The organism is Methylobacterium sp. J-118, assembly GCF_057836565.1.
The window spans coordinates 3,225,001-3,243,209 of record NZ_JBYQFA010000001.1 but is presented as its reverse complement, the minus strand read 5'-3'; the positions used below and the strand labels follow the sequence as shown (position 1 = coordinate 3,243,209).

General features: G+C 71.1%; 21 protein-coding genes and 1 pseudogene (1 of these 22 running past the window's edge). 8 read left to right on the top strand and 14 right to left on the bottom strand.

The annotated features are described in order from the left end of the window. Positions 1-27: 27 nt before the first annotated feature. On the bottom strand, positions 28-975 hold the full coding sequence (locus tag AC3IF3_RS15640; RefSeq protein ID WP_489229458.1) for an NAD-dependent epimerase/dehydratase family protein: 948 nt from the start codon (positions 973-975) through the stop codon (positions 28-30). 257 nt (positions 976-1,232) lie between these two features. Between AC3IF3_RS15640 and AC3IF3_RS15635 the strand changes: the two genes are divergently transcribed. Both AC3IF3_RS15635 and AC3IF3_RS15630 read left to right on the top strand, forming a co-directional pair. Continuing rightward, positions 1,233-2,417: an OpgC family protein gene (locus tag AC3IF3_RS15635; RefSeq protein WP_489229457.1), complete on the top strand. Its 1,185-nt coding sequence runs from the start codon at positions 1,233-1,235 to the stop codon at positions 2,415-2,417. Between the two features lie 28 nt (positions 2,418-2,445). Beyond that, the gene (locus tag AC3IF3_RS15630; RefSeq protein ID WP_243970936.1) at positions 2,446-2,619 is read left to right on the top strand and encodes a DUF2256 domain-containing protein; all 174 of its coding nucleotides are present in this window, start codon (positions 2,446-2,448) and stop codon (positions 2,617-2,619) included. 4 nt (positions 2,620-2,623) lie between these two features. On the opposite strand, the gene AC3IF3_RS15625 is transcribed toward AC3IF3_RS15630, so the two are convergent. The 4 genes from AC3IF3_RS15625 to AC3IF3_RS15610 are packed head-to-tail and all read right to left on the bottom strand — an operon-like array spanning position 2,624 to position 5,280. After that, positions 2,624-3,223, bottom strand: coding sequence for a nucleotidyltransferase family protein (locus tag AC3IF3_RS15625; RefSeq protein WP_489229456.1), 600 nt, complete (start codon positions 3,221-3,223; stop codon positions 2,624-2,626). Then, positions 3,216-4,259 carry a molybdopterin-binding protein gene (locus AC3IF3_RS15620; protein ID WP_489229455.1) on the bottom strand — a complete coding sequence of 348 codons (1,044 nt, stop codon included), beginning with the start codon at positions 4,257-4,259 and terminating at the stop codon, positions 3,216-3,218. Before AC3IF3_RS15620 ends, AC3IF3_RS15625 begins: the two co-directional genes overlap by 8 nt. Continuing rightward, positions 4,256-4,957: an XdhC family protein gene (locus tag AC3IF3_RS15615; RefSeq protein ID WP_489229454.1), complete on the bottom strand. Its 702-nt coding sequence runs from the start codon at positions 4,955-4,957 to the stop codon at positions 4,256-4,258. The genes AC3IF3_RS15620 and AC3IF3_RS15615 overlap by 4 nt, the downstream gene beginning before the upstream one ends. Beyond that, positions 4,957-5,280, bottom strand: coding sequence for an XdhC family protein (locus AC3IF3_RS15610; RefSeq protein WP_489217100.1), 324 nt, complete (start codon positions 5,278-5,280; stop codon positions 4,957-4,959). The genes AC3IF3_RS15615 and AC3IF3_RS15610 overlap by 1 nt, the downstream gene beginning before the upstream one ends. Positions 5,281-5,509: 229 nt before the next feature. Here AC3IF3_RS15610 and AC3IF3_RS15605 point away from each other — a divergent pair, with 229 nt between their 5' ends. After that, a complete protein-coding gene (locus AC3IF3_RS15605) occupies positions 5,510-6,904 on the top strand; it encodes an ATP-binding protein (RefSeq protein ID WP_489229453.1) in 1,395 nt (464 codons plus the stop codon). Positions 6,905-6,910: 6 nt separating this feature from the next. Here the strand turns inward: AC3IF3_RS15605 and AC3IF3_RS15600 are convergent, their stop codons facing one another. Next, the gene (locus AC3IF3_RS15600; protein WP_243970908.1) at positions 6,911-7,216 is read right to left on the bottom strand and encodes a hypothetical protein; all 306 of its coding nucleotides are present in this window, start codon (positions 7,214-7,216) and stop codon (positions 6,911-6,913) included. Between the two features lie 174 nt (positions 7,217-7,390). Here AC3IF3_RS15600 and AC3IF3_RS15595 point away from each other — a divergent pair, with 174 nt between their 5' ends. After that, entirely contained in the window at positions 7,391-7,582 is a 192-nt protein-coding gene (locus AC3IF3_RS15595; RefSeq protein WP_243970906.1) for a hypothetical protein, read from the top strand. Positions 7,583-7,605: 23 nt separating this feature from the next. After that, positions 7,606-8,787, top strand: a complete 1,182-nt coding sequence (locus tag AC3IF3_RS15590; RefSeq protein ID WP_489229452.1) for a pyridoxal phosphate-dependent aminotransferase — start codon at positions 7,606-7,608, stop codon at positions 8,785-8,787. A gap of 75 nt (positions 8,788-8,862) precedes the next feature. On the opposite strand, the gene AC3IF3_RS15585 is transcribed toward AC3IF3_RS15590, so the two are convergent. From AC3IF3_RS15585 to AC3IF3_RS15575, 3 genes are all read right to left on the bottom strand, one after another. Beyond that, entirely contained in the window at positions 8,863-9,882 is a 1,020-nt protein-coding gene (locus AC3IF3_RS15585) for an esterase (RefSeq protein ID WP_489229451.1), read from the bottom strand. 261 nt (positions 9,883-10,143) lie between these two features. Continuing rightward, complete coding sequence (locus AC3IF3_RS15580; protein WP_489229450.1) at positions 10,144-10,659, bottom strand: DUF533 domain-containing protein; 516 nt, start codon at positions 10,657-10,659, stop codon at positions 10,144-10,146. 68 nt (positions 10,660-10,727) lie between these two features. Beyond that, a complete protein-coding gene (locus AC3IF3_RS15575; protein WP_489229449.1) occupies positions 10,728-11,063 on the bottom strand; it encodes a hypothetical protein in 336 nt (111 codons plus the stop codon). 237 nt (positions 11,064-11,300) lie between these two features. Here AC3IF3_RS15575 and AC3IF3_RS15570 point away from each other — a divergent pair, with 237 nt between their 5' ends. Then, positions 11,301-12,185, top strand: a complete 885-nt coding sequence (locus tag AC3IF3_RS15570; RefSeq protein WP_489217089.1) for a transglutaminase-like domain-containing protein — start codon at positions 11,301-11,303, stop codon at positions 12,183-12,185. 60 nt (positions 12,186-12,245) lie between these two features. On the opposite strand, the gene AC3IF3_RS15565 is transcribed toward AC3IF3_RS15570, so the two are convergent. After that, a complete protein-coding gene (locus AC3IF3_RS15565; RefSeq protein ID WP_489231311.1) occupies positions 12,246-13,274 on the bottom strand; it encodes an alpha/beta hydrolase in 1,029 nt (342 codons plus the stop codon). Between the two features lie 170 nt (positions 13,275-13,444). Between AC3IF3_RS15565 and meaB the strand changes: the two genes are divergently transcribed. Both meaB and AC3IF3_RS15555 read left to right on the top strand, forming a co-directional pair. Next, entirely contained in the window at positions 13,445-14,431 is a 987-nt protein-coding gene (meaB, locus tag AC3IF3_RS15560) for a methylmalonyl Co-A mutase-associated GTPase MeaB (protein ID WP_489229448.1), read from the top strand. Positions 14,432-14,669: 238 nt separating this feature from the next. Beyond that, positions 14,670-15,047, top strand: a complete 378-nt coding sequence (locus tag AC3IF3_RS15555) for a CsbD family protein (RefSeq protein ID WP_489217085.1) — start codon at positions 14,670-14,672, stop codon at positions 15,045-15,047. 46 nt (positions 15,048-15,093) lie between these two features. Here AC3IF3_RS15555 and AC3IF3_RS15550 read toward each other — a convergent pair whose 3' ends face one another. From AC3IF3_RS15550 to AC3IF3_RS15535, 4 genes and pseudogenes are all read right to left on the bottom strand, one after another. Then, the gene (locus AC3IF3_RS15550; protein ID WP_489229447.1) at positions 15,094-15,879 is read right to left on the bottom strand and encodes a 3-hydroxybutyrate dehydrogenase; all 786 of its coding nucleotides are present in this window, start codon (positions 15,877-15,879) and stop codon (positions 15,094-15,096) included. Between the two features lie 31 nt (positions 15,880-15,910). Then, positions 15,911-16,654 (bottom strand): acetoacetate decarboxylase, encoded by a 744-nt coding sequence (locus AC3IF3_RS15545; protein ID WP_489229446.1) that lies wholly within the window; start codon positions 16,652-16,654, stop codon positions 15,911-15,913. Between the two features lie 64 nt (positions 16,655-16,718). Next, positions 16,719-17,850 (bottom strand): annotated as a pseudogene (locus tag AC3IF3_RS15540) (patatin-like phospholipase family protein). 161 nt (positions 17,851-18,011) lie between these two features. After that, positions 18,012-18,209, bottom strand: the 3' portion of a protein-coding gene (locus AC3IF3_RS15535) for a sensor histidine kinase (RefSeq protein ID WP_489229445.1). It continues 1,275 nt past the right edge of the window; 198 of the gene's 1,473 nt are visible here — the last part of the coding sequence; its start codon lies off the right edge, out of view; it ends in the stop codon at positions 18,012-18,014.

Below are 18,209 nucleotides of genomic sequence, written 5' to 3'. Positions count from 1 at the left end.
CGTGGCGGCTTTGGACTGCCAGACCCTTCACCCCAAGCGCGACCGGGCATCGGCCAGGATCGCCGACAGGCTCTGCGCCAGGGGAATGGCCGGACTCCAGCCCGTGGCCGCCGTGAAGGCCGCCGGGTCGCAGCCCTCGGCGCGGATGCCCGCCTCCCGGACCCGATCGGGCACCACCTCGACCGTGAATGCCGCATCCGTCAGGCCGCGAAGCGCGTCGAGGATCCCGGAGACCGACGTCACGGTGCCCGACCCGACATTGAAGATCGCGCCGTCGGGCAGATCGTCGATGCGCTCCGCCACGCGCAGGCAGGCGGCGGTAAAATCGGCCACGTCGAAGAAGTCACGCCCGGCCGAGAGGTCGCCGACCGCGAGGCTCGGCGGCGCGAGGCCGCGCTCGATGCGGGCGATCTGCCCGGCGAAGGAGGCGACCACGAAGGTCTCGGCCTGCCCAGGCCCGATGTAGTTCGACGGGCGGAGCACGAGGTGCTTGACGCCGGCATTGGCCAGCACATCGCGGAGGATGTACTCGCAGGCGGTCTTGGTCCGCCCCGAGATGGTATCAGGCCGCGGCGTGACGCTCTCGTCCGGACGCGTCCGATCCTGGAACGCCTCCCCGTAGACCACGGTGGCGCTCAGGAACACGAGCGTCGCGCGGGATGTCGCCAGAGCCTCTGCAAGATTCAGGGTGCCGAGCAGGTCCGCCCGCCAGGCGTAAGACGGCGTCTCGCTCGACTGCGCCACCGAGGCCAGGGCGGCGAGGTGGAACACGAGGGTCGGGTCGAAGGCCGCGACCGCCTCAGCGAGGCTGTCGGCATCGAACGGGTCGACCACGAGGAAGGTGACGCCGTCGAGGGACGGTTGCGGCGTCCGGTCGATGCCGAGGATGCGGCTGCCGGCCGGCAGGTCCCGGCGCAGCGCCTCGAGCAGGCGGCGACCGAGATAGTCTCCGGCTCCGGTGACGAGGACGCGCATGAACCCTGCCCCTGCCCGCCGCCGTCGCTGGCGGCCGGGATCGATCCGCCGCGTCTATACCGGCTCGACGCGGGAGGCGAGCGGCGTTCGCCGGTCCGCGGCCGCCGATCCGCGCTCATGCGGTCTCCAGGCTTCGGTGACGCGGAACGGCAGATCGGCACCCGGCGCCGAACACAGACGCGTGATCGATGCAGTCTCCACGGGCGGCCGCGCTGCGCTGCGGTATCACCGGGCGCCGATATCGGGGCGAAGACCGAGTGAACAGCAGCGACGATCTCGAACGTCCCGCGGCCGGCGACGCCCCGCCCCCCGCCGGCCACCCCGTCGCGGTGCGACCGGCGAAGCCGCTCCGGGATGCGCGGGTCGACGTTCTGCGCGGGCTCGCGCTGCTGACGATCTTCGTCGATCATATCCCGCAGAACGCCCCGGCCCTGCTGACCGTGCACAATTTCGGCTTCTCGGACGCCGCCGAACTCTTCGTGCTGCTGGCCGGCTATTCCTCGATGATGGCCTATGGCGGCCTGTTCCGGCGAGCCGGGGCCCGGACGGCGCTGGCGCGCATCGCCCGGCGCTGCCTGCGCATCTATCTGTTCCAGGCCGGTCTGCTGCTCGCCACCCTGATCATCGTCCGGATCTGGATGGACCTCACCGGGCTGACGCCGCGCTTCGGGGTCGCGCCGCTGCTGCAGATGGGCCTGCTGCCGGGGCTCCTGCGCGGACTCGCGCTCAATGCACTGCCCAACTACCTGGACATCCTGCCGCTCTACATCCTGCTCCTCGCCCTGTTCCCCCTCGTCTATGTCGGGATGCGGCGCGGGGTCTGGGGGGTGCTGGCGCTCTCGGGCACCCTGTGGCTCGCCGCCAACCTCGACCCCCAGCTCAATCTGCCGAACGCCGCCGCGGTGGATGACGGCTGGTACTTCAACCCGTTCGCGTGGCAGTTCCTATTCGTGATCGGGGCGGCCCTGGCGCTTGCGGTCCGGGCCGGGGGCGGGCTGCTGCCCTGGCGCAACTGGGCTGCGGCGGCCTGCACGGCCTATCTCGGCTTCGCGCTGCTCCAGGGCGGATCCTGGACCGCGTGGGGCCTGCCGGATCTCAGGCCGCTGGCGATCGCCGCGCCGGACAAGAGCCATGTCGGCCCCCTGCGGCTGCTCGACATCCTGGCGCTGATCTACCTGCTGTTCAGCGCCCCGCCGGTGACGCGCCTCAGCCGCTGGCGGTCACTCCGGCTGATCGACGCCTGCGGCCGCCACTCGCTGGAGATCTTCGCGGCCGGCTGCCTGGCGGCGCTGATCGGCCGCATCCTCTACCGGACCTTCGACGCCACATGGCCGCTCCAGGTCGCCGTCAATGTCGGCGGCCTCGCCGCGATGCTGGGTCTCGCCCACTTCCTGGATGCCGGAGCCCGGCGGACGGAGGTTCGGGACCCGCCAGGCCGCTGAACCGGATACGCGAACGGACGAGGGGACGATGCCGCCGATGCGCCGCAAGGGCGACCTTCCGGAGAAGGTCTGCGCACAGTGCGGACGGCCCTTCGCGTGGCGGAAGAAGTGGGCGCGTGTCTGGGACGAGGTGCGCTACTGCTCCGACCGGTGCCGGGCCGAGGCCCACACGGCTCGCAAGCGCGCCGAGGCGGGACCCTGACCGCTCAGGCCGGGCCGCCGCGCAGGGCGGCGAGCGCGGCCGGCGTGTCGATGTCGAGACCGGTGGCCGCGTCGCCCGGGATCTCCAGCACGTCCACCCGATCCCGGAGGAGCGGGCCGGCGCCGTGATCGCCGGACAGCCCGGCGATATCCGCGCCGAGGCGGTGCAGGTTGAGGAGCACCGGGTTCCCACGCCGCCGATCCCGCACCGGGACCACGGCGGCCGGCTCCCGCCCGGCCGCCGCGAAGGCCTCCACGAGGCGGTCGATATGGGCGGCTTCAACCTGCGGCATGTCCCCGAGAACCACCACGGCGGCGTCGCAGGACCGGGGCAGCGCGGCAAGGCCGGCGCGCAGGGAAGTGGCGAGACCCGCGCGAAACTCCGGATTGACGGTGAGGGTCAGGTCGAGCCCCGTCAGCGCGGCCCGCACCCGGTCCGCATGCGCCCCCAGCACGGCGATCACCGGACGCGGCCGGGCGCCCAGGGCGGCTTCGGCTGCGTGGCGCACCAGCGGCCGGCCGTCGAGGCGCGCGAGCAGCTTCGGTTCCGGCCCGAAACGGCTGCCGAGACCGGCGGCGAGCAGGATCGTCCCGATCTCAGGCATCCGCCGCGGTCTCCGCCTCGTCCCCGGCGCTCCGGCCGCCGGCCCGGGGCTGCGGCCGGGAAACGATCTCCATGAGCAGGCCGCCCACCCCCAGCGCGACGATGTCGGCCCGGGTCACCGACAGGTCCGCCAGCAGCCGGTGCAGGATCCAGTCGAAGCCGTTCTCACGGGGGGAGCGTGCGCAACCGGGCGCGCCGATCACCGGCACGGCGCCCCGGGCGCCGACGAGCAGGAGATTGCCCGGATCGACCGGCATCCCGAGATGCGCGACCGCGCCGCCGGCCGCCGCGACTCCGGCCGGGATGACGTCGCGCCGGTCGGCGATCGCCGAGGCGCCGAACACCACCACGAGATCCGCCCCGGCTTCATCGATCGCCGCCGCGAGGGCGGAGGCGACGGCCCCGGCCGCGTGCGGCACCCGGATCTCCGCGACGATCGCGGCCCCCGTCGGCGCGAGGCGTTCGGCCAGCACCCGCAGGGTCCGGTCGATGGTCGTCTCCTTGAGGCTCGGCAGGCGGGTCGAGACCACGCCCACGCGCTGGCGGCGATAGGGCGCGACCGCAAGCGTCCCGCCCGCGGCCGCCGCGCAGGCGCGGTCGAGCACCGCCCCCGGCACCGCGTAGGGGATGATCTTGACGGTAGCGACCATCTCGCCCTCCACCACCGGCTTGAACCGCGGCAGCGTCGCCACGGTCACGGCCTCGTCGACGGCGTTGACCGCATGGATCCGCGCCGGCTCCAGGGTGAGCACCCCCGCCGCGGCGGCGAAGAGGTTGCAGCGGCCGGTGAAGGGGGCGTCCACCCGCAGGTTCGAGCCGGCCAGATGGTCGGCGAGACGCGCGGCCGCGGCATCCTCGCCGACATCGCCCGGTTCGAGCGCCGCCGCCACGATTTCCGACACGCCCGCCTGGGCCAGACCTGCGGCCGCCTCCGGGGCGATCACCGCGCCCTTGCGCAGGGTGACATCGGCGCGCCGGACGCTGTGGGCGCTGATCAGCCCGGCCGCCTCGGCGACCGGCACGGGTCCGAACCTCACGCGGCCTCCGGGCGGGGGGCGCGGCGTAGGGCGGTTACGATCTCGGCCAACACGGCCAGCGCGATCTCGGCGGGGCTGACAGCCCCGATGGGGAGCCCGATCGGCGCGCGGATCCGACCGATCTGCTCCGGCCCGAACCCGGCCTCGGTGAGCCGCGCGACCCGGGCCGCGTGGGTCTTCCGCGACCCCAGCGCGCCGACGTAGAAGCACTCCGCCGCGAGCGCCGCCGCGAGGGCGGGATCGTCGATCTTGGGATCGTGGGTCAGGGCCGCGAGGGCGCAGTAGCGGTCCAGCGGCGGCACCCGGCCGCCGAGGGCCGCGTCCGGCCATTCGGCCACGAGGTCGACGTCCGGGAAGCGGTCGGGACTGGCGAAGGCGGTACGCGGATCGATCACCGTGAGCGCGAGGTCGAGCCCGGCCGCCATCGGGGCCATCGCCTGCGAGATATGGACGGCACCGATCACCACGAGCCGCACCGGCGGCACCTGGACGGTGAGGAACAGGCTCCGTCCGTCCACCTCCACGAGGCCACTCTTGCTGGACGCGAGGTGCCGGCCGAGTACCGCGCCGAGCGGATCGGCGCCGATCTCCGCCTCCCGGACGAGGCGCTGGGCGCCGTCGGCGATGTCGGTGACCAGGATCGCGGCCCGGCGCGCCGCCCGCTCTCCGTTGAGCTGTGCCAGGAGGTCGGCGCGCATCAGTCGACCCGCTCGACGAAGACCCGGATCCGGCCGCCGCAGGACAATCCGGCCCGCCACGCGGTCTCGTCGGCGACGCCGAATTCGAGGACCCGCGGCGCGCCCGCTGCGATCACCTCGATCGCCTCGGTGATCACCGCGCCCTCGACGCAGCCCCCCGAGACCGAACCGAGGAAGGTGCCGGCCTCGTCCACGACGAGGTGGCTGCCCACCGGCCGGGGGGCCGAGCCCCAGGTCTCGATCACGGTGGCCAGCGCCACGGCGCGGCCGTCACGCCGCCAGGATTCGGCGGCGGTGAGGATGTCTGTATCGGTGCTGAGCATGGCCTGGAGGACCTTCGGCCCGCGGGCGCCCCCCGCACCCCACAGGTATGGCCCGGGCGCCGCCCTGCAAGGCGCGGCGGCGCGTGCCTTGGCCGATCCCCGCGCGGATGCGATAACGCGTCAGCCCCCCGCACCCGTCAGCCCCCATGTCCGCTGCCGCCGACCGGACCGCACGCCAGCCGACCTGCCCGTGCCGCCGCGGGCCGCCGCGGCAGGGGCGTGCGAGCCCATGAACGCCCCCGATCCTGCCCTCGCGCGGGCGCTCCGGACGGATCCGCCGCGTTCCGGCCCGCACCGGCTGTGGAAGCGGATCAGCCGGGCGATCGGCGACGTCCTGCCCAAGGGGCTCTACGCCCGCTCGCTGATCATCATCATCGCGCCCGTGGTCCTGCTCCAGTCGGTGATCGCCTACACGTTCATGGAGCGGCACTGGCAGCTCGTGACCAAGCGCCTGTCGGCGGCGGTGACGGCCGACGTGGCCGCGCTGATCGACATCTACGAGAGCTACCCGCAGGACAAGGACGCCGACACGCTCTCGCGCATCGCGGGCGAGCGGCTGAATCTGGACCTCGACATCCTGAAGGGCGCCAAGCTGCCGCCGCCGGGGCCGCGGCCGTTCTTCTCGATCCTGGACGAGGCCCTCTCGGACGAGATCAAGCGCCAGATCCGCCGGCCCTTCTGGATCGACACGGTCGGCCGCTCGAACCTGATCGAGATCCGGGTGGCGATCCCCGACGGGGTGATGCGCATCACCGCCCGGCGCAGCCAGGCCTACGCGTCGAACTCGCACATCTTCCTGGTCTGGATGATCGGCTCGTCGCTGGTGCTGCTCGGCGTCGCGATCCTGTTCCTGCGCAACCAGATCAAGCCGATCCTGCGGCTCGCCGCCGTGGCGGAGGGGTTCGGCAAGGGCCGGGAGATCGAGTTCCGGCCCCGCGGCGCCCGGGAAGTGCGCCAGGCCGGCCACGCCTTCATCGAGATGAAGCGGCGCATCGAGCGGGCGATGGAGCAGCGCACCGCGATGCTGAACGGCGTGAGCCACGACCTGCGCACGATCCTGACCCGGTTCCGCCTCTCGCTGGCGCTGGTCGAGCAGACCGACGAGATCGAGGATCTCACCCGCGACGTCGACGAGATGAGCCGGATGCTGGAGGGCTACCTCGCCTTCGCCCGGGGCGATTCGGCCGAGCCCGCCGCTCCCACCGACATGCGCGCCCTGCTGGAGGACCTGCGCACCGACGTGGAACGCCTCGGCGCCCATGTCTCGGAGGTGGATCTCGCGGGCGCGCCGGAGATCACCGTGCGCCCGGACGCCTTTCGGCGCTGCCTGTTCAACCTCGCGGCCAACGCCGCCCGCTACGGCGAGACGGTGGCGATCTCCGGCCGCCTGGAGGCCCGGGCCTTCTTCGTGTCCATCGACGACGACGGGCCCGGCATCCCGGTGGAGAGCCGCGAGGCGGTGTTCAAGCCGTTCGTGCGGCTCGACGACGCCCGCCAGGACGCCGGGGGCTCCGGGCTGGGGCTGGCCATCGCCCGGGACATCGCCCGCGCCCATGGCGGCGACATCGCCCTGCACGACAGCCCGCTCGGCGGCTTGCGGGCGACCGTGCGGGTGCCGGCCTGAGCCGCTTCAGGTATCGGCGGGCCGGCGCAGGCGCAGGACTTCGGCCTGGACGTTGCGGATCAGGTGCTCGAGGCTCGCCGCGTCGAGGCCGGCGGCGGCGAGTTGCGTGCGCAGGCGCGCCTCGCCGTTCCAGGCATAGCCCGCGTCGAACGGCAGGTGGCGCCGCAGGAGCGGGCTCACGACGGTCTCGCGCCGATAGGCCGGATGACGCAGGAGCTTGCCGATCTGGACGGCCAGCACTTCGACATTGGGCACTTCGGCACCGGACTTGCCCGCGCCTTGCCCGTTCCACGTAACCGACGCCCGCTTCATCGAGATCCGCCCTCCCGAATATCAGTATCGGGCAAAATGATTGCGCATCGGTGAGCGGCCGGACGGTTCGGCGAAAAACTGCCGGCGGCGGGGTCCCAACCGTCGCCGCAGGGTGATATGCAGGGTGCTTCCCACGAGCCGCGACCCACCGCGCGCCGGATCCGAGTGTCGACCATGAACCCGCTCGTCCCCCTCTTCATCCTGCTCTCGCTGCCGCTCGCGGCGATCGGCCTCGTGCTCTACACCGACACGGGCATCGAGCCGGCCCTGTTCTACGCCGCGGTAAAGACCTTCGTGATCCTGGGGCTGATCTCGGTGGCGATGTCGGTCGCCGCCATGAAGCTCGCCGACCGCGCCAAGCCCTGACGGCCTAGGCCCCGGAGGGCGCGATGCTGCACGTGGTCCCGGCCTTCTCGCGCATCGGCGAGGAGAATGCCTTCGCGGTTCTTGCCCGCGCCCAGGCCCTAGCGGCCCAGGGCCGCGACGTGATCAATCTCGGCATCGGCCAGCCGGACATGCCGACGCCCGCCCACGTGGTCGAGGCGGGCATCAAGGCCCTGCGGGACGGCCATCACGGCTATACGCCGGCGGTGGGCATCCCGCAGCTCCGCGAGGCGGTGGCCCGCGACATCCACCGGCGCCACGGCGTGGACGTCTCTCCGGATTCCGTGATGATCGTGCCCGGCGGCAAGGTCACCATGTTCATGGCGATCCTGATGTTCGGTGCGCCCGGGACGGAGATCCTGTACCCGGATCCCGGTTTCCCGATCTACCGCTCGATGATCGAGTTCACCGGCGCGACGCCGGTCCCGGTGCCGATCCGCGAGGAGAACGGCTTCGCCTTCTCGGCGGCCGAGACCCTGGCTCTGATCACCCCGAAGACCCGCCTGCTGATCGTCAATTCCCCCGCCAACCCCACCGGCGGCGTGACCCCGAAGGCCGAGATCGACGCCCTGGTGACGGGGCTGGCGGCGCATCCCGACGTGGCGGTGCTGTCGGACGAGATCTACGGCACGATGACCTATGACGGCGAGGCCCACCACTCGCTGCTGACCTACGCGGAGATCCGCGACAGGCTGATCTATCTCGACGGCGCGTCCAAGACCTACGCGATGACCGGCTGGCGGCTCGGCTGGTCGGTCTGGCCGAAGCCGCTCTACGAGGCGGCGCGCAAGCTCGCGGTCAACGCCCATTCCTGCGTCAACGCGGCCACGCAATGGGCGGGCATCGCGGCGCTGGACGGCCCCCAGGATTGCGTAGCCGAGATGGTGGCGGAGTTCGACCGGCGTCGGTCGATCGTGGTCGACGGGCTGAACGCCCTGCCGAACGTGTCCTGCAACGCACCGAAAGGGGCGTTCTACGCTTTCCCGAACGTCTCGAAGACCGGCTGGAAGGCGAAGGCCCTGGCCTCCACGCTGCTGGAGGAGGCGGGGGTGGCGGTGATCGGCGGCCCGGATTTCGGCGTCCATGGCGAGGGCTATATCCGCCTCTCCTACGCCAACTCGGCGGAGAACATCCGCCGGGCGCTGGAGCGGATGGGGACGTTCCTCGGCGAGCGTAAGCCGGGCTGAGGCGCCTGCGTCCGGCCACTTGCCCGCATCGGGAAGCAACGTGCGGACCTCATAATCCGACGGGGAACCCGCCGCTCACGACCGCCCCGGCACCCGCTTCTCGATCCAGCCGGCGAGCCAATCGGCGATGTCGAGGCTGTTCTTGTCCTGCATCAGCATGTGCGAATTGCCGTGGATGCCGATCTCCGGCAGCAGGATCAGCTCGGCGCGGCCGCCAACGGCATTCGCCGCCGCCACGAAGCCGCGGCACTGCTTGAGCCGCGGGGCCCAGCGGGGCGAGGCGTCGACGTAGTCGCCGAACAGGACCAGGATCGGCAGATCCTTGAAGGGGGCGAGGTCGTCTTTGGCGGGGTCCGGGCAGGCAGCGGGCTCGATGGCGACGACCGCCCGGATGCCGGCGCGGTCGAGGGCGGCGGTCTGGAACGGGTAGATCCCCGATTGCGAGTGGGAGATCAGCACCGCGCCCTTGAGGCGCTTGGCGAGCTCCGACAGGGCCGGCACGGTCGGGTTCGGCACGGGCAGCGCCGCCGACCAGTCCGGGACCATCTGCTTCCAGAACTCGCCCTGGGCCTCCAGGGGGAACTGCATGCCCGGAAAGACCTTCGGGTATTCCGGGCCGAACCGGAAGATCGCCCAGGCCGGCTCGCGTCCCGCCGAGAAGACGGCTGGCAACGAGTTGGGATCGGCACGGCCGATCTTGACCGCGTCGATCTGAGCCGGGCTCGCCGCCGAGCGGCCGCGCCAGGCCTGGTCGATCACGTAGGTCGGGAAGCCGCGGCGCACGAAGAACTCGTCCCAGCCCATACGGCCGTCCGGCGTCGTCTCCCAGGTCTTTCCGGTGAGGCAGCAGCCGTGGATCAGCACCAGGGGCGACCGCGTCGGCGCGACGGGGATCTGGTAACGGACATAAACCTGATCGACGTTGATCGTGCCCGAGGGCGCGTAGGCCGGCAGGGTCGACAGCGTGTCCGACTGGACGTCGCGGCCGCCGACGAAGAAGCTGCCCTGCTCGGAAATCGTCAGGGGTTCGGGTGATGGATCGGCCGCCCGGGCGCCGCCCGGGATCGACGGCAGGAGCCACAGGGCCGCCGCCATAGAGAGCGCCGAAAAGACGCGCGACGCAGCCGGCACCGATATCCCTGGCATCAACGGTCCCGGCTCCCTCGATCGGGCCGACCGGCCCCCCTCACTGCTGCCGAGCCTAAGCGGACTTGCATCGGCTCGCCAACGCTTCGTCCGCTCAGGTCTTTCATCGAACGCCGGTTGTGTCGCAGGACCGGCGGCCCCTTTCGCGAAAGCTGGCTCGAACGGACCGCGCCGGCGGTGGGCGATCCCGAAGACGCGGGCGATGTCCGTTCAGGCGGCGATCTCGTGCTCGACCCGGTCCGCGACGTCGGCCGGCAGATCCAGGGCCTCGGCCAGCATCTTCAGGAACTGCCGCTCCTGGAGCGTGTCGGGATCGATGGCGAGACGGGCCGCCGCGTAGATCCGCGCCGCCGCGTCCGGCCCCGCGACCCGGTCGGCGATCTCGTCGATTTCCGCCGGGCTGGCGAGCTCACCCTCCAGCCAGGACCGCCCGTCGGGATCGAGCCCCGCCTCGGCGACGGCCGCGTCGAGGCGCCGACGCTCCGCGGCGTCGATCATCCCGTCGGCGGTGGTGGCCGCCACCATGGCCCGGAGCATCAGCCGGGCCTCGTCCTCGTCGACGGCGGTGAAGTCCGGCCCCCCCGTCGCCGCGGGCGGCGGCGTGCCGCGCAGGGCGCGGAAGGCGAGGCTGCCGATCAGCGCCAGCCCGCCGAGTGCCGCCCCCGCGGCGAGGCCGCCGCGCCGTGAGCGCACCAGCGCGTCGACCATCCGCCTGCTATCGGCCATCCATTCCTCCTAGGTCGTTTCCGAATCGAATCGGAAACGACACGGGAGGCGATCGGGTTCAGCCGTATTCAGGCGTCGGCCTCGTCCTCGTCCTCGTCGATATCCACCAGGAAAACGATGTCGGCCTCGTCCTCGTCGTCCGAATCGGCGTCGGCATGGTGCGGCTCCTCGGTGAACTCGCCCTCCCCGTCATCCTCGGCCAGCGCGTCCTCGAAGATCTCGATCTCGTCCTCGGTGGCCGGTCGGACCGTGAGCGCCGAGGTGCCGTTCCAGAGCGGCTTGCCCTCGCTGGTCATGGTGCGGATGTCTTCCTTGAAGCCCGCACAGGTGAAGAGGTCCTTGGCGGACGCCTCGTCGCTGTTGATCACCGCCACGGCGGTGCCCTCGATCTCGAGCGTGAACATGGCCGGCATCCCTCTCGTAACCGTCCGAAAGCGCGCCCGGTCGGCGGGATCGCGCGGGTGCGACGCCGGGCCCCGGGCGAAAAACTTCTGTGTTTCGCCGAGGGCCCGTGAGCGCCGCGCGGGGATGCTGTAGGGGTGAAGCGGCCGGGCGCCAACCCCGTCCTCGCCGGGTCGGGGTGATTTGGCGCCGCTCGGCACGGCGACCGCAAGCAGGACCGGACGGAAGGATCACCGCGCATGCGGATCAGGCTCGGCTGCGAGATGCGCTACGCCTTCCCCTATCCCGTGCCCATGGTGGTGATGCTCAACGTGCATCCCTCCCGGGCCGGTGCCCTGGAAGCCCCCGATTCCCTGCGCACCGAGCCGCCGGTTCCCGTGGAGATCTACCGCGATGGGTTCGGCAACCTGTGCGGCCGGCTGACCGCGCCGGCCGGCAGCTTCACCCTCGGGACCGACGCGGTGATCCGCGACGACGGCGCGCCCGATCCGGCCCATCCGGAGGCCGAACAGCACGCCGTCGAGGCGCTGCCGGCGGAGACGATCGTGTTCCTGCTGCCGAGCCGCTACTGCGAATCGGACCTGCTGGCCGACGAGGCGTGGCGGCTGTTCGGCGACGTCGCGCCGGGCTGGGCGCGGGTCCAGGCGGTCTGCGACTTCGTCCACGACCACATCGCGTTCGGCTATGAGTTCGCCCACCGGGACCGGACCGCCATGGACGCCTATGCGGGCGGGCGGGGCGTATGCCGCGACTTCACCCACCTCGCGGTGGCGTTCTGCCGCGCCCTCAACGTGCCGACCCGCTACTGCACCGGCTATATCAGCTTCATCGGCGAGCCGGAGCCGCACCCGGCCGGCGACTTCGCCGCCTGGATGGAAGTCTATCTGGGTGGGGCCTGGCACGTGTTCGACCCGCGCAACAACAGTCCGCGGATCGGCCGGGTGATGGTGGCCTACGGCCGCGACGCCGCGGACGTGCCGCTGACCCACACGTTCGGGCCCAATCCCCTGGTGGGCTTCCGGGTCTGGGCCGAGCACATTGACCATCGCGACAGCTCCGACGAGGCTGCCATCCCGCCCGAGGAGCCGCTGCCGCCGCAGAGCATGACGACCCGGATGGGGTGAGGCCCGCCCGGGCCTTCGTCCGGGAGGGTGGCGGCCGGCTTTCGGAACAAGGACGACGGGCTAGACGCCGGCGCCCCGGGCGATGGCGCGCTTGACCACGCCCTGTACCTCCGGGTTGGAGAGGAACAGGTCGTGGTTGATCAGGCCGCCGCCGTAATCGGACGCGTCGGCGACGCGCACCCCCAGCGCTTCGAGCTTGCCGCGGTCGACCGCGCCGGCCCGGACGCCGCCGGCCAGCGCCGCGGAGAGTTCCAGCGCCCGGTCGTTGGTCGCCGAGATCACCGTGATCTTCGATACGTCGGGTCCGAGGCGTGCGACCCCGTTCGAGAACAGGTCGAAGTCGATATCGGGGGCGGCCAGCACCACCGCGCCGATCTTCGCCATCGCCGATTCGCCGGCCTCGGCCCGAAGCATGCGGATGGTCTCGAGGGTCAGCAGCGTGCCCATCGAGTGTGCGACGATGTTGATGCGCCCCCCGCTCGGCGAGGCGGCCAGCGCCTTGAGCAGGTCCTCGAAGGCGTCCCGGGACCACAGGGCACTCTCGCGGTCGTAATTGTAGTCGAAGGTCGCCGCCGCGGAGGGCCAGGTGAACAGGCCGGAGACGCCGCGGAACCGGATCCCATCGGACAGCCGGGCTGCACTGACGGCGGCCGATTCGAACGATTCGCGGTAGCCGTGCACGTAGACCAGCACGTCACGGCCCAGGGCTGCCTGCGCGAAGGCCTCGGCGGCGCCCGGCCCGGTCTCGGTCTTCGGCACCGCCCCGATCGTCCAGTCGCCGGTGATGACCGCCGAGACCTTGCCCAGCAGCGACCGGTCGGGGGGCGACAGGCGCACCTCCGCGAAGCTCAGGCCGCGGCCGCGCTCGGAACTGAAATACGGCGGGCGGGGCGGAGTCCCCACGGGCTTGCGGGTCGTAGCGACAAGCAGCACCGGCATGACGTCCAGGGCAGACTGCTTCTCCGGCAGCGCCTGCCCTGAGCCGAGATCGTCGGTGACGCAGGCGCCGAGCGACGGTGCGAGGCCCGCCGCTCCCGCGAGGGCGCCGATCCGGAGGAGTGCGCGGCGTGAGACGGTCTGGCTCGACATGATCCGGGTGCGTTCGGGCGGGGCGCGCACCGTCGCGCAGGATCGTGACCATGGCGGGGCACGCCGCCCCTCGGTGCCTGTGGAGTGCGGGCACCGCCCGGTTTGTTGTGTGCGGGACACAGGCGCTCGTACCCCTCGACGGCGGCCCTCGCCGACGCCATGAAGGGCATATGACGCCGTCCATCGACATCGAGAGCCTGCGCGAGCGCCTGCTGCGCGGCGACCGCGCCGCCCTGGCCCGGGCCATCACGTTGGCCGAGTCGAAGCGGCCCGATCACCGCGCGCTCGCGGCTCAGCTGATCGATTCCGTGCTGCCGCACACCGGCACGGCGATCCGCGTGGGGATCACCGGCGTACCCGGCGTCGGCAAATCGACCACCATCGACGCCCTCGGCTCCAACCTGACGGCCTCCGGCCAGAAGGTGGCGGTGCTCGCGGTCGATCCGTCCTCCTCGCGCACCGGCGGTTCGATCCTCGGCGACAAGACCCGGATGGCCCGGCTCGCCCACGATCCGAACGCCTTCATCCGGCCCTCCCCGTCCTCGGGCACCCTCGGCGGCGTCGCCGCCAAGACCCGCGAGACCATGCTGCTCTGCGAGGCGGCGGGCTTCGACGTGATCTTGGTGGAGACCGTGGGCGTCGGCCAGTCCGAGACCGCGGTCGCCGACCTGACCGACTTCTTCCTCGTCCTGATGCTGCCCGGGGCCGGCGACGAGCTGCAGGGCATCAAGAAGGGCATCCTGGAACTCGCCGACATGATCGCGGTCAACAAGGCCGATGCCGGCGAGGCCGAGCAACGGGCCAACGCGGCGGCCTCCGAATACCGGGCGGCGCTGCACATCCTCACCCCGGCCTCCGCGACCTGGACGCCGCCGGTGGTGACGATCTCAGGCTTCCATAACCTGCGGCTGGACGCCCTGTGGGCGAAGATCGTCGATCACCGGGGCAAGCTCACCGCCACCGGCGAGATCCAGGCCAGGCGCCGGGCCCAGGACGTGAAGTGGATGTGGGCCCTGGTCGACGAGCGCCTGCACCAGCGTCTCGTCGGCTCGCCCGAGGTCCGGCACCGCACGGCCGAGGCCGAGGCGGCCGTGGCCCGGGGCGAAACCTCGCCGGCCGCCGGCGCGGCGTCCATCGCGGCATTGATCGGCCTCTGACGCGCCCTCCGCCGAGGCGAAAGGCGCTGCGGCGCATGGGCGTCTCGATACAGTCGGGGCGTCAGTATCGCGGTCGTATCGTCTTTCAGAGGCGCATCGGACAGGGCCCGTCCGACCCGCGACGGCGCGCACAAATTCGCGGCGGCGGGGGGCACAAACCCGATCTCGCGCGTTCGGTGGACGACGGCGTATCGAGTGGTGCCCCCGTTTCGGTGCCGCGCACGTCCAGGAGAGTGCCATGGTGGATACGGATCGGATCGTCGGCGGCGCCAAGGAAGCAGTCGGCAAGGTTCAGGGGGCGGCCGGCGATTTCGTGGGCTCGAACCGCGACTCGGTCGAGGGTCGTGTCCGCGACGCCCAGGGCCAGGCGCAGAACGCCTACGGACAGGTGAAGGACAAGGCCCGCGACATCGCCGACAATGCCGGTGATTACGCGAACGAGGCCTATGACCGCGCCGGCGACCTGGCGAACGACGCCTACGAGCGGGGCGGCTCCTATCTGCGGGACGGGCGCGCCGCCGTCGGCGCCCGGGTGGAGGAAAATCCCCTGGTGGCGCTGCTGATCGCGGGTGCGGTCGGCTACGGCATTGCCCTGCTGATCCACGGCCGCCGCTGAGCGGAGGGGCGGCCCCGCCCGATCCCGGGTGGGGCCGCGTCCGGCGCTACTGTGCCGTCCAGCCACCATCCATGGCGATGTTGGCGCCGGTGATCTGGCTCGCGGCGTCGGAACACAGGAACACGGCCAGCGCGGCGACCTGATCGACCGTGACGAATTCCTTGGTCGGCTGCGCCTTCAGCAGCACGTCCTCGATCACCTGCTCCTTAGTCAGCCCGCGGGCCTTCATGGTGTCGGGGATTTGCGCCTCCACGAGGGGCGTCCAGACATAGCCCGGCGAGATGCAGTTCACGGTGACCTTGTGGGGGGCGAGTTCCAGCGCCGCCGCCTTGCTCAGGCCGGCGATGCCGTGCTTGGCGGCCACGTAGGCCGACTTGAACGGCGAGGCGACCAGCGAATGGGCGGAGGCGGTGTTGATGATCCGCCCCCAGCCCCGTGCCTTCATGCCGGGGATCGCCGCACGCATCGCGTGGAAGGCCGAGGACAGGTTGATCGCGATGATCTGCTCCCACTTCTCCGGCGGGAACTCCTCGATCGGCGAGACGAACTGGATGCCGGCATTGTTGACCAGCACGTCGATGGCGCCGAACTGCTCCTGCGCCTCCCGCACCATCGCGTCGATCTCGGCCGGCTTCGACATGTCCGCACCGGAATAATGGGCGCGCACGCCGAACTCCGTTTCGATGCCGGCGCGCTCCCGCTCGATCTCCTCCGGCTTGCCGAAGCCGTTGATCACGATGTCGGCGCCCTCGGCGGCGAACGCGCGGGCGATGGCGAGCCCGATCCCGCTCGTGGAGCCGGTGACGAGGGCGGTCCTGGTCTTGAGGGTCATGGCAACCTCCGGTTCTGGCGCGGGCGTCCGGTCAGGCGAGATAATCGTGCAGCACTTGGCCGAAGGGGAGGGTGAAGTCCACGACCATGTGGCGCGCCCCGACGATCCGCCGGACCGGGAGATCGGCGACGCGGCAATTCACGTGCGGGATCAGGTGGAGGCGGCCCTCCCCGTTCCAGGCGCCGTGCACGGTGATATCCTCGAGCCGGTAGCCCACGAGCTGGGCGACCTTGGGCGTCCCGTCGACGTCGGGTAGGAGCTTCAGGTTGATATTGAGCTTGCGCAGGCCCTCGCGGACCGAGCCCAGATCGTGTTCCAGGCTCTCGTGCTTGTAGGTCATGGTGCCCATCGCGACGCGCTGCTCGTCGTAGAAGAGCGAGCCGGTGAGGGTGTCCTTCTTGAGTTCGAGCCGCGGCTGGCCCCATTTCTTTGGAAAGCCCCAGATCTCGCGGCCGGCGGTGATCGGCGGCTCGTCGTCGAGATACATCTGGATCGAGAAGTTGCACGGCTCGCCGTTATAGGTGGCGAACGCGCCGCTGCCGCTCTCCTCGTAGTCGCCGAAGCCGGATGAATCGGGCATCTTCATCCACTCGTAGAAGACGAGATTGTCCGGATGCGGCTCCAGCGGCTCCGGCAGGGCCCGGCGCAGGGCGACCGGATTGGTCTCGTAGGTGATGATCAGGTATTCGCGGTGACAGAAGCGGTAGGGCCCGCGCGGATAGCTGGGGCTGAAGGCGGGCATCGAGGTCGTGGTCAGGATCTCGTCGCGGGTCATGGTCAGGTCTCCGCTGGTTTGCGCAGGGGCGATCCGGCTCGAGCCGCCCTGCGTGGGGGCGGTCTCAATCGCGGGCGTGCCGGGTGAGATCGAAGACGGCGATGCCATCCTCGTTGTGCGCCCGCTCGCGCCACCGCCGATGACGCAGGGACCGGATCGCGTCGTCGAGACCGGCCTGCCAGTGCTCCACCATCGTGGTCCGGGAGAACTCGTAATCCTTCGAGTTTCCCTCGTAGCTCTTCTGCCGGTAGATCAGCTGCATCAGCGTGATGAAGTTCTCCCGCGTGACCTGCCGGAGGAACGTCACGTCGTCGTCAGCCTGCATCTCGGGCGGCAGCCTCTCGATGATCCGGCGCATGGCACGCTTGGCCTTGCGGATCTCGATGTTCTTGTCGGTATTCAGCCGGGTGCGACTGGAGTAGCGGATGTCCTTCTCGCGCTCGGCCGCCTCGACCAGCGTTCGGGGCATCGTCCCCTGGGCCGGAAACAGGTCAACCTGGAACACGACGAGGTCGCGCCGCCGCTCGGTGTCGAGGACGTAGTCGAGGGGCGTGTTCGAGACGAGACCGCCATCCCAATAGGCCTCGCCGTCGATCACGACCGGCGGAAAGCCGGGGGGCAGCGCCCCCGAGGCCATGATGTGCTCGGGGCCGATCCGGTCGTTCCGGTTGTCGAAATAGACGAAGTTGCCCGAGCGGACATTCACGGCCCCGACGCTGAGCCGGACATCGCCGCGGTTGATCCGGTCGAAATCGACGAACCGCTCCAGCGTGCCCCGGAGCGGGCTGGTATCGTAGAGGCTGAGCGCCTCCGGTGCGCCCGGCGGATAGAACGCGGCGGGCGGAATGCGCGGCAAGAAGAACCCGGGTACGCCGACGGCGGCGATCCAGGCCGCCGCCATCTCGTTAAAGGCCGTGCGCGCCTGCTCGCCGGGAATCATCGGCTTCGCGGTCAGATCGGAGGAGACGCGCTCCCAGAACTCCCGCAGCCGGGCCACGCGCCGTTCCGGCGGGTTGCCGGCGATCAGGGCCGCGTTGATCGCGCCGATCGGAGATGCCCGCGACCCAGTCCACCGCCACGTGCTGCTCGGCGAGCGCCTGATAGATGCCGGCCTGATAGGACCCGAGCGCTCCACCCCCTTGAAGGACGAGAACCGACGCCTCGCCGGAGGGATAGAGGGTCTCGGGTGTGTTCATCGGCCTGCCACGCGTTGCGTTGTCCGCTCCTTTGACAGCCCGAGATCGTAGGAATGTGACACTCTGTCCCAGACACCCTGCGCCTGGGCCCGCGCGGATGCCGCGGCAGGGGCCGGCACCGCCACATCGGGTGGATGTCGATCGCGACAGGCGCACCGTCCCTATCGGGATTCCGGCTGGACGAGCTCCATCGGACGTGTCGAATCGCCCTGTGCCAGCGGGAGGGACATTTCCACGCGCAGTCCCGGCCCGTTGTCATGCAGGTGCAGGCTGCCCCGGTGGAGCCGAACCACGGCATTGACGAGGCTCAGACCGACACCGAGTCCAGGCCGCGAGCGGGATTGCTCGAGGCGGACGAA

Excerpts from the sequence above, each read along its gene's own strand:
- AC3IF3_RS15640 (WP_489229458.1), bottom strand. The coding sequence starts at position 975 with ATGCGCGTCCTCGTCACCGGAGCCGGAGACTATCTCGGTCGCCGCCTG.
- AC3IF3_RS15630 (WP_243970936.1), top strand. The coding sequence starts at position 2,446 with ATGCCGCCGATGCGCCGCAAGGGCGACCTTCCGGAGAAGGTCTGCGCA.
- AC3IF3_RS15625 (WP_489229456.1), bottom strand. The coding sequence starts at position 3,223 with ATGCCTGAGATCGGGACGATCCTGCTCGCCGCCGGTCTCGGCAGCCGT.
- AC3IF3_RS15615 (WP_489229454.1), bottom strand. The coding sequence starts at position 4,957 with ATGCGCGCCGACCTCCTGGCACAGCTCAACGGAGAGCGGGCGGCGCGC.
- AC3IF3_RS15610 (WP_489217100.1), bottom strand. The coding sequence starts at position 5,280 with ATGCTCAGCACCGATACAGACATCCTCACCGCCGCCGAATCCTGGCGG.
- AC3IF3_RS15605 (WP_489229453.1), top strand. The coding sequence starts at position 5,510 with ATGAACGCCCCCGATCCTGCCCTCGCGCGGGCGCTCCGGACGGATCCG.
- AC3IF3_RS15600 (WP_243970908.1), bottom strand. The coding sequence starts at position 7,216 with ATGAAGCGGGCGTCGGTTACGTGGAACGGGCAAGGCGCGGGCAAGTCC.
- AC3IF3_RS15595 (WP_243970906.1), top strand. The coding sequence starts at position 7,391 with ATGAACCCGCTCGTCCCCCTCTTCATCCTGCTCTCGCTGCCGCTCGCG.
- AC3IF3_RS15590 (WP_489229452.1), top strand. The coding sequence starts at position 7,606 with ATGCTGCACGTGGTCCCGGCCTTCTCGCGCATCGGCGAGGAGAATGCC.
- AC3IF3_RS15585 (WP_489229451.1), bottom strand. The coding sequence starts at position 9,882 with ATGGCGGCGGCCCTGTGGCTCCTGCCGTCGATCCCGGGCGGCGCCCGG.
- AC3IF3_RS15580 (WP_489229450.1), bottom strand. The coding sequence starts at position 10,659 with ATGGCCGATAGCAGGCGGATGGTCGACGCGCTGGTGCGCTCACGGCGC.
- AC3IF3_RS15575 (WP_489229449.1), bottom strand. The coding sequence starts at position 11,063 with ATGTTCACGCTCGAGATCGAGGGCACCGCCGTGGCGGTGATCAACAGC.
- AC3IF3_RS15570 (WP_489217089.1), top strand. The coding sequence starts at position 11,301 with ATGCGGATCAGGCTCGGCTGCGAGATGCGCTACGCCTTCCCCTATCCC.
- AC3IF3_RS15565 (WP_489231311.1), bottom strand. The coding sequence starts at position 13,274 with ATGTCGAGCCAGACCGTCTCACGCCGCGCACTCCTCCGGATCGGCGCC.
- meaB (WP_489229448.1), top strand. The coding sequence starts at position 13,445 with ATGACGCCGTCCATCGACATCGAGAGCCTGCGCGAGCGCCTGCTGCGC.
- AC3IF3_RS15555 (WP_489217085.1), top strand. The coding sequence starts at position 14,670 with ATGGTGGATACGGATCGGATCGTCGGCGGCGCCAAGGAAGCAGTCGGC.
- AC3IF3_RS15550 (WP_489229447.1), bottom strand. The coding sequence starts at position 15,879 with ATGACCCTCAAGACCAGGACCGCCCTCGTCACCGGCTCCACGAGCGGG.
- AC3IF3_RS15545 (WP_489229446.1), bottom strand. The coding sequence starts at position 16,654 with ATGACCCGCGACGAGATCCTGACCACGACCTCGATGCCCGCCTTCAGC.